This window comes from Winogradskyella helgolandensis (assembly GCF_013404085.1).
Classification (GTDB): Bacteria; Bacteroidota; Bacteroidia; order Flavobacteriales; family Flavobacteriaceae; genus Winogradskyella; species Winogradskyella helgolandensis.
Genome location: NZ_JABFHO010000001.1, coordinates 574546 through 586855 on the forward strand (window position 1 = coordinate 574546; position 12310 = coordinate 586855).

Sequence of the window (12310 nt, forward strand, 5' to 3'; positions counted from 1 at the left end):
TTAATCTTCAATAGTTTGTACTGCTGGTTTACTTGAAATTTTTTCTTGTAACCACTGAAATAATATAAATAGGATAGGAATGACGAAAACACCTAAAATAGTTCCGATTAACAAGCCTCCAACGGCTCCAGACCCTATAGATCGGTTTCCTTCAGACCCAACACCTTTAGCTAGTACTAATGGCATTAATCCTAATATAAAAGCAAATGACGTCATTAAAATTGGACGTAAACGTACTTTTGCACCAGTGATAGCTGCATCAACAATATCCTCGCCCGATCGTCGTCTCTGTAGTGCGATTTCTACAATAAGTATGGCATTTTTAGCTAATAAACCAATAAGCATAATTAAGGAAATCTGGAAATAAATATTATTCTCTAATCCTAAAAGATTCGTGGTTATATAAGCGCCAAAGACTCCAAATGGTAATGATAGAATTACAGCGAATGGTAATAAATAACTTTCATATTGTGCACTTAATAAGAAATACACAAACAGAATACTTAAGATAAAAATAAACGTCGTTTGGTTTCCTGCACTAACCTCTTCACGAGTTAAACCAGAATAAGCAACCGTATAATTACTTGGTAATTTGGCAACCTCTTCTTCTATAACTCTAATAGCATCACCTGTACTAAACCCTTCGTTAGTTGCACCGGTTATACTTGTTGAATTTAATAAATTGAAACGCGTTACCGATTGTGGTCCATAAACTCTTTCTAAGTTTACAAACTGTGTAATTGGCGTCATTTCGCCAGTATTTGTTCTTACATACATGCTATTTAAAGCACTAACATCTGCTCTGTCCTCAGGTAATGCCTGAATATATACTCTAAATTGTTTTCCGAATTTAGAAAAATCGGATGCATATATGCCACCTATATAGCCTTGTAATGTTGAAAAAATACTCGATATATCGACCCCTTTTTCTTTTGCTAAAGGCACATTAACTTCCATCTCATATTGTGGATAGCTCGTATTAAAAGACGACTGTGCGTACTTAATTTCAGGATGACTCATTAAAGCCATTGTGAAATCTTTATTAGCTTGATCTAAATCGGTGAATTCACCTCCAAATTTATCTAATAAGTTCACTTCAAATCCTGCTGAGTTACCAAATCCACGTATACTAGGTGGTGAGAAGAAAATAATTTTAGCCTCTGGAATTCCTGCAGCAATACCAAATAATTTTCCTGTAATAGCTTGTGCTGACAATGATGGATCTTCACGATCACCCCAATCCTCTAACTTAATAATTCCCATACCATAGTTGGAACCAGAACCGTTAATTAAACTTCTACCTTTAATAACATTTACACCAATAACACCTTCCATACCTTCTATTTTAGAGTATAGGTTTCTGGCTACGGCATCTGTTCTATCTAAAGATGCACCAGCTGGTAATTCAATATTGGCGAAAATAATACCTCTATCTTCATTAGGAACAAAACCTGTAGGTGTGTTGTTTGCTGCCCAATAAATACCAACAACGGCTATCATTAGTAAGACTACCGATATGAATTTTTTCTTGTATAAGAATTGAAGTGAATTTCCGTATTTGTTTATTGTAGCATTAAATCCACGATTAAAAAGTGCGTAAAAACGCTTTAATGGGCTTTTTCCTTTAAGTTCTTCATCATCGTTGTGTGACTTTAATAATAGTGCACATAAAGCCGGACTTAATGTTAAGGCATTTACAGCAGAAATTAAAATCGCAATAATTAAAGTGACTCCAAACTGCTCGTAGAATACACCTGTTGGACCAGTTACAAAAGTTACTGGAATAAATACAGCAGCCATGACTAATGTAATTGAAATAATTGCTCCAGAAATTTCATTCATGGCCGTTAACGTTGCCTTCTTTGGATCTTTTTCACCTTCATCCATTTTAGCATGGACGGCTTCCACAACTACAATGGCATCATCGACCACAATACCAATAGCAAGAACTAATGCAAATAGCGTCAACAAATTAATGGAATACCCAAAAACATTCAAGAAAAAGAACGTACCAATAATAGAAACAGGTACAGCAATCGCTGGAATTAATGTTGAACGGAAATCTTGCAAGAAAATAAACACCACTAAGAATACTAATAGAAAAGCTTCTAATAAAGTGTGAATTACTTTTTCTATAGATGCGTTTAAGAATAAACTCGTATCATAAGGTACAAAAATACCTAAGCCTTCCGGTAAATCATTTTCTACCGCATCTAAAGTCGTTTTAATACCTTCAATAATTTCTTGTGCATTAGAACCTTTCGTTTGAAAAATCCCCATAAAAACCGCTGGGTGACCTAAACTCATGGCGTTAGCCGCATAAGATTGTGCATCTAATTCAATAGTAGCCACATCTTTTAAGCGCAAAAACTCACCATTTCCTAAAGCTTTAATTACAATATCACTGTATTGTGCTTCGTCTTTAAAACGACCACTATAGGTTAACGTATATGAAAATGATTCACCACTATTTTGACCTAAAGACCCTGCTGCCGCTTCTAAGTTTTGTTCTGCTAGAGCCGCTGAAATATCTGAAGGAATTAGATTATAAGCTGCTAATTTATCTGGTTTTAACCAAATACGCATGGCATAATCTTGTTGTGAAAATACACTAACATCACCAACACCACTTATACGTTGCATGGCAGGAATAACGTTAATTTTTAAATAATTCTGAATAAATGTCGCATCATAATTCTCACTTTCAGAATACATCGAAACAAACATTAATGCACTTGTTTCTTGTTTTTGTGTGGTGACACCAGTTTGCGTTACCTCTTGTGGTAGTAATGGAGTTGCTCGTGCTACACGATTTTGCACATTTACAGCTGCAATATCTGCATCCATATCTTGATCAAAATAGACTGTAATTTCTGCCGTTCCGGTATTTGATGCCGTAGAGGTAATATATGTCATTCCTTCTACTCCATTAATTTGCTCTTCTATAGGAATAATAACACTCTCTAAAACGGTTTCTGCATTAGCACCTGTATAAGTTGCGGATACTTTAATTGTAGGTGGCGCAATATCTGGATATTCCTCTATAGGTAAAGTACCAATACTAATAGCTCCTAGTAAAACTATAATGATAGAGATTACTGTTGAAAGTACTGGTCTTTCAATAAATGTTTTTAACATAATTAAAATGTTTGGTGTTATTTAATTTCTGAATAAAGGGGTAATTGGCTTAATGGCCTCTTCAAAGGTTGTGTCTTGTGGTGCGATTACCGTTCCATTTCTAAGTTTCCCAACACCAGATATTACAATTTTATCATTGGTATCTAAACCCGATTCTACAACATATAAATTATCTACGGTTCCTTGAATTTTAATTATAGAAGTTTCTACTTTATTACCTTCAACAAGTTTAAAAATCATCACATTACCTTGTTGTTCAAACGTAGCGGATTGTGGTACAACAATAGCGTCTTTATATTCTATAGGAAATCTTATTTTACCACTATTTCCGTTGGTTAAAATCTCATTCGGATTATCAAAAGCCGCTCTAATTTTAATAGTTCCTGTATTCTGATTGATTTGACCAGTACTAGTTTGAATACGGCCTTTTTCAGAATACTCTGTCCCATTAGCCAAAATCAGGCTTAAATCTGGTGAATTCTTAATACGTTCGGCTTTCGTTTTACCTTCGGCATTTTGTAAATGATTAATGTATTGTGCTTCGTTGAAACTAAAAAAAGCATAGACTTGGTCAATTTCACTTACGGTAGTTAGCGGTGTTGCATCACTAGGACTAATTAAAGCACCTTCTCTAAAGTTAATAGAACCAACATAACCATCTATTGGGCTTTTAATCGTCGCGTAACCAATATTTGCCGTAACTCCACTATAATTCGCTTTTGCTTGTGCTAAATTGGCTTTTGCAGTTTCTAGTTGTACTGCGCTAATAATGTTCTTTTCTACAAGTGGAATCAATTTATCAACTTCTACTTGCGCGACATTAATACGAGCTTGTGCTGCACCAGCATCTTGACTTAAAGACTGCGTTTCTAGTTTGAAAAGCATTTGTCCTTTTCGTACTTTTTCTCCTTCGTCTACATATACTTTTTCAATATAACCAGATGTTTTGGCGCGTACATCACTATTTACAATACCTTCAATAGTTGCTGGGTAATCGGTGTAACCTGTCACCGTTTTTTGTTGTATTTGTGTTACAGGAAACGGAGCTGGAGGTGGCGCTGCTGCAGATTGATTTTGTTCGCTGTTACCGCAACTTACAATGACCAAGAATACACTTAGGGCTGCTATATAATTTAATCTATTGTTTTTCATTTGTAATCTTACTTTAAATATGGAATTGGTTGTCTATTAATTTTTTTCTTAATACTTCTATTGATGCACTTGCTTCATCTAAAAATTGGATGTAATCATTATGGAAACTTAATTCGAACTTTTCATCTTCATTTTCGATTTTGTGGTTATTGATTTTCTCTTTATAATTTTTAATTTCTGAATGCAACACTTTAACTTCTTGCCATTCATTAATCACATTATCGATATGCTGAACGATCATATCCTTATTGATAATGAAATATTTTTTACGATCTCCTGTTTTAGTGAAATACACAATCTTGTTTAAATCTTGTAAATGATTAAGGTGTGTTGAAATGGTGCTTTTACTAGCGCATAATATCTTTACCATATCTTCAAAAGTGGTTCCTTGTTTACCTGTAAGTATGATATAAGACAGAATACGTGCTGCAACAGGTGCCAAATGCTCTCTTTTTTCTAAATGCACACCTAGTTTTTCAACTAAGGCCATTTTTTCTTTGCAGACATTCTCTTTCATTGTTAAACTTTTTTATTACTGATTTTGATTATGAAAATATCATGTACAGTAAAATTCTTGGCAAATATATATAATTGGTTCGGAACAAACCGAACTAAACGAAGTTAAAATGCTGTTAAATAAAAAAGCCGACTATGAATAGTCGGCTTTAGAGTATATTTTTTTGAAGTTTATAAAGCAGATTTAAACTGCTCTAAAAACCGTACATCATTTTCACTTAACAATCTAATATCACTAATCTGGTTGAGTAACATAGCTATTCTGTCTATGCCCATTCCGAAAGCGAAACCTGAATATATTTTTGAATCTATACCACAATTTTCTAATACATTAGGATCTACCATACCACAGCCCATAATTTCTAACCAGCCTGTTCCTTTGGTGATTTTATAATCTGTTTCAGTTTCTAAACCCCAATATACATCAACCTCAGCACTTGGTTCTGTAAATGGAAAGTATGATGGACGCAATCTAATCTTAGATTTTCCAAACATTTCTGTTGTGAAGTACTGAAGTGTTTGTTTTAAATCTGCAAAACTCACATCTTTATCAATGTATAATCCTTCTACTTGATGGAAAAAACAATGTGAACGCGCCGAAATTGCTTCATTTCTATATACACGACCTGGTGAAATTGTACGAATTGGAGGCTGATTATTTTCCATATATCGCACTTGTACCGAACTGGTATGTGTCCGTAATAAAATATCTGGATCCGTTTGAATGAAGAAGGTGTCCTGCATATCTCTTGCCGGATGATATTCTGGTAAATTTAATGCTGTGAAATTATGCCAATCGTCTTCAATTTCTGGTCCTTCACTCACATTAAAACCAATACGCGAAAAGATATCAATAATTTCATTCTTCACAATAGAAATAGGATGACGCGCACCAATAGCAATGGGTTCTCCCGGACGCGATAAATCTCCGTAAATCCCTTTGTCTTCTTCCTGACTTTCTAAAGCTTCTTTTAAGTGATTAACTTTAGCTTCAGCTGTGTTTTTAAGCTCATTTATGATTTGTCCGAATTCACGTTTCTGATCGTTTGCTACATTTTTTAATTCGCCATAAAACGCTCTTAAGTGTCCTTTAGAACCTAAATATTTTATTCTAAAGGCTTCAACTTCCTCTTTTGACTGTGCTTTAAAAGCTTCCGCTTCTGCTATAAGTTCTTTTATCTTGTCTATCATGGTTTCTAAAAGTAGGTGGCAAATTTAACGATTTTATCCAAAAAAAACGCCTTCAGATTGAAGGCGTTTTAAACTATTTTAAAAAACGAATTACAGTCTTACAAAAACATCTGTATAAATAACCCCTTCGTCGATAAAATCAAAATACATTTCATTACCATCAAAACTAATCTCTTGTGTAAAAGTATCTCCATCTTCTGTTGTAGAATACACACTAGAACCTAAATTCTCCCATGTACCAGTTGCGAGGTAATCTACCTCACATCCATTTCCAAAATCCCAATAACTAGTTGTACTAAAAGTTCCATTTGAAGATACAATAACCGTAGTTAAATCTTCACAGTCCATTAAAGGAACTGAAACTCCATCTTCGAGATATTCAGAATATTTCCAACTTCCAATAAAAGGGTCTTAAGAATTTCCTCCGTCATCATCGCTACTACAAGACGTAAATACAAGTGCAAAAACACTTAAAAGTAAAATTAATTTTTTCATACTTAAGTTTTCAAGTTTTAATGTTAGCTGCCGAAATTAACATTTTTTAACAAAACTCAAAATAAAAATTAATCAATATAATTTACCTCTACAAAGTAATTTACGATTGCTTCTTTCATCAGCACACTTTGTTCGCCAGCCTTTAAATGAGGCAACTGCGCTAATACTTTATAATGGGGCCAACCTTCGTCATCTACATAATCGAATTCATAATAACCATAAGGTGTTAAAACCTTACAAATTGCTATATGCATCAAATCGAGTTTGTGATCTTTTTTATATTCGCGATGTAACTGACCAAGCTCCTGTACACCAATAAGGTATATAATAGAATCGAGATCTAATTTATCTCCATCAGCAAATTGGTTAGAGAGTTTTTCTACTACTAAATCCCATCGTTCTTTTAATTGTTCATCTCTTGCCATGCTCATTTCCCGTAAAAACGGAAATCTCTTTAATTATTAAAAATTCTCATTATGAGTTCAAAGTTTCAACTTATTTTAAGTTTTCAAAGTTAACAAACTAAAGCCTCATCATTTGTGTTATTATATTAAAATGGTAAAAATCATGTACTTTTGTCTAAACCACTAGTTGTATGAGTATTATTGATATCATTTTAGCTGCCCTTTTATTGTTTGGATTTATACGTGGCTTATTTAAAGGACTCTTTGTAGAAGTCGCCTCTTTATTGGCTTTAGTGTTAGGTGTTTGGGGAGCCATTCACTTTAGTGGCTTTGCTGCAGGTTTTCTAGAATCAAAAGTAGATTGGAACGAAAAAACAATTAATATTGTTGCTTTCGCCATCACTTTTGTGGTGATTGTTTTAGTCATTGGCTTGGCAGGAAAAGCATTAACCAAACTCGCCGATTTCGCGGCTTTAGGACTTATTAATAAATTGGCAGGTGGTATTTTTGGCGCCCTTAAAATAGGACTGATTCTTAGTGTATTATTGGGTGTTTTTCATAAAATGAATAATACATTACCTTTTATGGAAGAAGAAGATTTGGAAAAAAGTATGCTTTATAAACCTGTAAAATCTTTAGCTGCTATAATTTTTCCGAGTATAATTAAAAGTGGAGAAGAACCTATCGTTAGAGAGAAAGAAGAATCATAATTTTATAATAAAGACCTACAAGGTTTTGACTTCGACTTCGCTCAGCCAACATAAAACCTTGTAGGTCGAATACTCTTAATCTAAATGATAAATTTCCATGATATCCTTAAGGTATTTTTCGAAGTCTATTTTTAAATCTATTAGTTTCCCTGTGTGTACATCAAATACCCAACCGTGGACTTTTAAACCTCTATCTCTATACGCTTTTTGTACGGCTGCTGTTTTAATTAAGTTCACACATTGTTCTTGTACATTAAGTTCTACTAAACGATCATACTTTTTATCTTCACATTCAATGGCATTTAGCTCATCATGATGCATTCTATAAACATCTCTAATATTACGTAACCAACCGTTTAATACTCCTAAATCTGCTGATTGCATGGCTGCTTTTACACCTCCACAGGCATAGTGTCCACAAACAACTACATGATTTACCTTTAAATGTGTAACAGCATAATTTACTACTGACATACCATTGGCATCTGTACCCACCACCATGTTAGCAATATTACGGTGAACAAAAACATCCCCAGGACCTAATCCCATTAATTCTTCTGCTGTAACACGACTATCAGAACAGCCAATAAATAATAATTCTGGATTTTGGCCTTTTCCTAAATCTTCAAAATAATTTGAATCAACAGCAAGTTTATCCTTAATCCATTGTTCGTTGTTTTCAAATACGTTTTTTAATATCATAAAATTGTATTAGATCATTAACATAAAACTACATTTCTATCAAATTTAGTGAAAATACAGTCTTACTAGATTACTTCTATCTTTAATTTAAAAATAAATATATCATCTCTAAACATAAAAACAGCACTAACAATATTGTCAATGCTGCTCTTCAAATAGCATGATTTTGAATTTATTTATTCATAAAAAGTAACGGCTCCCGAATTAACATCGTACATAGCTCCGATAATTTTAATCTCACCACTTTTTTCCATTTCAGAAAGTACTGGGCTTTCCGCATGTATTCTATCGATAGTTAAATCTACATTCATATGAGATACACTATCTACAAACTCTAAGTTTTTAGAGGTTCTCAAATCAGCCTCTTTAGGCTCTTTAACCGCTTCTACAGCAGGTTTAATTTTCTCAATTAGCTTGGTAAGGTTCCCTAATTTAGCATTATCGCAAGCTCCTTTAATAGCGCCACAACTAGTATGTCCTAAAACCACTATTAATTTTGTTCCTGCCAATTTAGAAGCAAACTCCATACTACCTAAAATATCTTCGTTTACAAAGTTACCGGCTATACGAACACTAAAAACATCTCCTAACCCTTGGTCAAAAACCAATTCAGCTGATACTCTTGAGTCTATACAACTTAATATTGTCGCAAAAGGAAACTGTCCTTCACTAGTATCATTTACCTGTTCTAATAAATTTCTATTTGCCTTTAAATTATTTTGAAACCTTACATTACCTTCCTTTAAATATTGTAATGACTTTTCTGGTGTCATTGTAGCTTGGGTTTCTCTTGTATGTGCTTTCATATATTTCTTTTTCTATTTAAAAATGTGTTGCAATTAGATTATAGCATTAATTACATACTATTAAACGTCATTAGCATTTCGCGTCACTAACTTTCACTTCTCTTATAGGTATAATTTTTATACCCGCGTATGCTTATTAATTAAAATATGATTGTTTATAAGAATGAGAAGCACGCAGTAATTGAATTCAAATTTGTCTTACCGATGTTCACCACTATTTTCAATTTAATTTTAGTAAAATTTTAATACTTATGATTAGTTGATGATAATTTTAAAGACCTTAATGATGTATTTGGGCACCATTAAGACTTTATGAGTTTTAAGAATATAGTTTGTGGCACTTCCAAAACTCCCTTAAGTTTTTTTTTAATTTGAAAGTATTAATATTCTTTTCCAATACATTTATTTGAAATTTTAACTCAAACTAATATCAGACTTTGGTCTAAGCTGAAAAAACTCAATAAAACTCTCAGGGTTTTCAACAACTCCACGTTTGGAAACTAATTTGATATCTATATTTCGCTCTTTTGCTTTAAAAGCAAAATCTTCGAGAATTTCTATAATATCATAATCTAGATAGCGTGTTTTCCTAACATCAAATTCTAAATAAGTATCTCTTGGCAAACTGTCTAATTGCTTTAAAATAGCACCTTTATTAAAGAAAGTAACTTCCTCAGCAAGCTCCATTTTAATTTTGTGTTTTCCGTTACTATTATCTTCTATATGAAGGAAATGTGAGTTTTGGTAACTCTTTAATAAAATAACTACAATTCCTACTAGCATGCCTAAACCAATACCAGAAAGTAAATCTGTAAAAACTATACCAACCACTGTTACAATAAATGGTAACCATTGTTTCCACCCTAAATTATACATTTTCTTGAATAGTGAAGGTTTAGCTAATTTATAACCAACTAATAATAATACGGCTGCTAGCACGGCTAACGGAATCATGTTAAGTAAAGTGGGTATTAAAATTACTGATATTAAAAGCAAGAAACCATGTATAATAGTTGATAATTTACTTTTTCCACCCGATTGTACATTAGCTGAACTTCTTACAATTACTTGAGTAATTGGTAAACCACCTATTAAACCAGAAATTATATTTCCAGCACCTTGTGCTAATAATTCTCTGTTTGTAGGGGTTACATTTTTATCTGGATCGATTTTATCAGAAGCTTCAACAGATAATAATGTTTCTATACTTGCAACTAAGGCAATAGTAAAAGCAACTATCCACACTTCATGGTTAAATACAACTTCAAAATTTGGAAAACTAAATTGCCCTACAAAAGAAGAAAGATCTTCTGGCACTGGCACACTAACCATATGTTTTGGCCCTATGGATAACAACTCATTACCTTGCGTAACAGTAAAGAAAATAATACCACCTACAACCGCTAAGAAAGGCCCAGGAATAACTTCAAATAATTTAGCTTTCTTACTTAACACATTGTCCCATACCATTATTAACACTAGGCTGATAACTCCAATTAACAAAGCACCTGGATGAATATTACTCAAAAGATTGATTAATTCAGAAAATGTATTACCACCGTCAATTTCAAAAAACTCTAAATCCCAAGCCGATTCTTCATCATAACCAAAAAAGTTTGGGATTTGTTTTAAAATAATGATAATACCAATACCGGTTAACATGCCTTTGATTACAGATGAAGGAAAATAATATCCAATAACTCCAGCTTTTAAAACTCCGAAAATTATTTGAATAATTCCTCCTAAAACTACAGCAACAAGAAAATTCTCATAACTTCCTAACGTTGTAATAGCGGTTAAAACGATGGCTGCTAAACCTGCCGCAGGCCCACTAACACCCAATTTAGAACCACTTAAGGATCCAACTACAATTCCTCCAATGATACCAGCAATTACACCAGAAAACAATGGAGCTCCACTGGCTAAAGCAATACCTAAACACAATGGTAATGCCACGAAAAATACAACGACACTTGCAGGCAAGTCGTTTTTTAATGTTTTAAACATTTTATATAATGATTTTATACTATTGAATAGAGTTCAATAGTTAATTTTTAATGATTCTTAGGGACAATAAATGTCGAACGAAAAAAAATTAAATAAAATCGGGAGGTGGAGATATTAAATTAAGATGTGGTTTAGGATAGTTTTTAAATCTATACCCTTCAAGATGAGTAATTTCCTGTTCTTCAATTATAAATTCTGAATCTTGATGATCTTTATCAAACAGAAGCTTAGCATGTGCGTTCTCTTCTTCTTCAGTAATACTGAAAAAACATGCGACATCAATAGAGTCATCAATAGACATGATAATTGTGGGTGCAGAAATAAGCCCAATAAATACTATGGTTAAAAAAACAGCTATTCTGTATTTGGAGCTTTTCTGCATAAGCGACAAATATAATATGTAGGACATTAACAAACTGTTAAATTCGTTCTAAAAAATCTTCAATAATTTGACGTCTTTTTTAGGAATCCAACCAATAGAGTTATCAGACAGTTGAATTTTGTTCCAATCTTCATAGGTCTCTAAGACTTGTACCTTAGTCCCTTCGTGCAATCTAAAAACCTCTTCACTAGTTGGGTTTGGGTCTGTTTTTACTCTACTTTCTTGCGCAAAAACAATTGCCGGATTATCTTTTTTATTTAAGTCGTCCTTTTTAAATGCCATAAAAACCGATATACAAGCCACAAATAAGCTTATAATACTCGTTACAAATGCAATTCGTTTTTTTGAACTGGTATAAGAAAAGTGATAAGCTAAAAATATAATAACAAATAAAAGCACACCACCTACTGCAATTTTTGCCCAAGCATCGGTGTTAAAAGTATTGACTATATTATTGAAAATTCTTGAAAAACCAACGGTCGGAACTTTTTCAATCGCATCAATCGTCATATTTTGCGCAAATGCCAAATTATTTTGTATGTCCTTATCATTAGGTGCTAATTGTAATGCTTTTTCAAAATAATAAATGCTAGGTGCAATATTATTGAGTTTATAATTAGCATTTCCTAAGTTAAAATACAACTCCGCAGAATGTTGCTTTGCATCTAAAATAGATTCATATTTATCTATAGCTTCTGCAAATTTACCATCATTATATAAGGTATTGGCTTCACTAAAACTCTGATCGTTTTGCGCAAAACCAATAAGGTTAAAACAACATAAAAGTATAAAGGTAATAGCTCTCAT

12 protein-coding genes are annotated in these 12310 nt (G+C 33.0%); 1 reads left to right on the forward strand and 11 read right to left on the reverse strand.

What is annotated here, in order from left to right; all coding sequences use genetic code 11:
- The 6 genes from HM992_RS02265 to HM992_RS02290 form a co-directional block, all read right to left on the reverse strand.
- Nucleotides 1–3138 (reverse strand): efflux RND transporter permease subunit, encoded by a 3138-nt coding sequence (locus HM992_RS02265; protein ID WP_178986613.1) that lies wholly within the window; start codon nucleotides 3136–3138, stop codon nucleotides 1–3.
- 21 nt (nucleotides 3139–3159) lie between these two features.
- Nucleotides 3160–4290: an efflux RND transporter periplasmic adaptor subunit gene (locus HM992_RS02270; RefSeq protein WP_179318550.1), complete on the reverse strand. Its 1131-nt coding sequence runs from the start codon at nucleotides 4288–4290 to the stop codon at nucleotides 3160–3162.
- Nucleotides 4291–4303: 13 nt separating this feature from the next.
- Complete coding sequence (locus HM992_RS02275) at nucleotides 4304–4807, reverse strand: GbsR/MarR family transcriptional regulator (protein ID WP_178986611.1); 504 nt, start codon at nucleotides 4805–4807, stop codon at nucleotides 4304–4306.
- 170 nt (nucleotides 4808–4977) lie between these two features.
- Nucleotides 4978–5997, reverse strand: coding sequence for a phenylalanine--tRNA ligase subunit alpha (gene pheS, locus HM992_RS02280; RefSeq protein WP_178986610.1), 1020 nt, complete (start codon nucleotides 5995–5997; stop codon nucleotides 4978–4980).
- A gap of 90 nt (nucleotides 5998–6087) precedes the next feature.
- Complete coding sequence (locus HM992_RS02285; protein WP_179321015.1) at nucleotides 6088–6399, reverse strand: lipocalin-like domain-containing protein; 312 nt, start codon at nucleotides 6397–6399, stop codon at nucleotides 6088–6090.
- A 161-nt stretch (nucleotides 6400–6560) separates the two neighbouring features.
- Nucleotides 6561–6917, reverse strand: coding sequence for a hypothetical protein (locus HM992_RS02290; RefSeq protein WP_178986609.1), 357 nt, complete (start codon nucleotides 6915–6917; stop codon nucleotides 6561–6563).
- 170 nt (nucleotides 6918–7087) lie between these two features.
- Between HM992_RS02290 and HM992_RS02295 the strand changes: the two genes are divergently transcribed.
- Nucleotides 7088–7606, forward strand: coding sequence for a CvpA family protein (locus HM992_RS02295; protein ID WP_178986608.1), 519 nt, complete (start codon nucleotides 7088–7090; stop codon nucleotides 7604–7606).
- A gap of 75 nt (nucleotides 7607–7681) precedes the next feature.
- Here HM992_RS02295 and HM992_RS02300 read toward each other — a convergent pair whose 3' ends face one another.
- The 5 genes from HM992_RS02300 to HM992_RS02320 form a co-directional block, all read right to left on the reverse strand.
- Nucleotides 7682–8308: a carbonic anhydrase gene (locus HM992_RS02300; RefSeq protein ID WP_178986607.1), complete on the reverse strand. Its 627-nt coding sequence runs from the start codon at nucleotides 8306–8308 to the stop codon at nucleotides 7682–7684.
- A gap of 176 nt (nucleotides 8309–8484) precedes the next feature.
- Complete coding sequence (locus HM992_RS02305; protein ID WP_178986606.1) at nucleotides 8485–9114, reverse strand: carbonic anhydrase family protein; 630 nt, start codon at nucleotides 9112–9114, stop codon at nucleotides 8485–8487.
- Between the two features lie 414 nt (nucleotides 9115–9528).
- Nucleotides 9529–11121: a SulP family inorganic anion transporter gene (locus tag HM992_RS02310; RefSeq protein ID WP_178986605.1), complete on the reverse strand. Its 1593-nt coding sequence runs from the start codon at nucleotides 11119–11121 to the stop codon at nucleotides 9529–9531.
- A gap of 88 nt (nucleotides 11122–11209) precedes the next feature.
- A complete protein-coding gene (locus tag HM992_RS02315) occupies nucleotides 11210–11530 on the reverse strand; it encodes a hypothetical protein (protein WP_229720428.1) in 321 nt (106 codons plus the stop codon).
- A 21-nt stretch (nucleotides 11531–11551) separates the two neighbouring features.
- Nucleotides 11552–12310, reverse strand: a complete 759-nt coding sequence (locus HM992_RS02320; protein WP_179318552.1) for a tetratricopeptide repeat protein — start codon at nucleotides 12308–12310, stop codon at nucleotides 11552–11554.

Excerpts from the sequence above, each read along its gene's own strand:
- HM992_RS02290 (WP_178986609.1), bottom strand. The coding sequence starts at position 6,917 with ATGGCAAGAGATGAACAATTAAAAGAACGATGGGATTTAGTAGTAGAA.
- pheS (WP_178986610.1), bottom strand. The coding sequence starts at position 5,997 with ATGATAGACAAGATAAAAGAACTTATAGCAGAAGCGGAAGCTTTTAAA.
- HM992_RS02310 (WP_178986605.1), bottom strand. The coding sequence starts at position 11,121 with ATGTTTAAAACATTAAAAAACGACTTGCCTGCAAGTGTCGTTGTATTT.
- HM992_RS02265 (WP_178986613.1), bottom strand. The coding sequence starts at position 3,138 with ATGTTAAAAACATTTATTGAAAGACCAGTACTTTCAACAGTAATCTCT.
- HM992_RS02295 (WP_178986608.1), top strand. The coding sequence starts at position 7,088 with ATGAGTATTATTGATATCATTTTAGCTGCCCTTTTATTGTTTGGATTT.
- HM992_RS02300 (WP_178986607.1), bottom strand. The coding sequence starts at position 8,308 with ATGATATTAAAAAACGTATTTGAAAACAACGAACAATGGATTAAGGAT.
- HM992_RS02315 (WP_229720428.1), bottom strand. The coding sequence starts at position 11,530 with ATGTCCTACATATTATATTTGTCGCTTATGCAGAAAAGCTCCAAATAC.
- HM992_RS02320 (WP_179318552.1), bottom strand. The coding sequence starts at position 12,310 with ATGAGAGCTATTACCTTTATACTTTTATGTTGTTTTAACCTTATTGGT.
- HM992_RS02275 (WP_178986611.1), bottom strand. The coding sequence starts at position 4,807 with ATGAAAGAGAATGTCTGCAAAGAAAAAATGGCCTTAGTTGAAAAACTA.
- HM992_RS02270 (WP_179318550.1), bottom strand. The coding sequence starts at position 4,290 with ATGAAAAACAATAGATTAAATTATATAGCAGCCCTAAGTGTATTCTTG.
- HM992_RS02305 (WP_178986606.1), bottom strand. The coding sequence starts at position 9,114 with ATGAAAGCACATACAAGAGAAACCCAAGCTACAATGACACCAGAAAAG.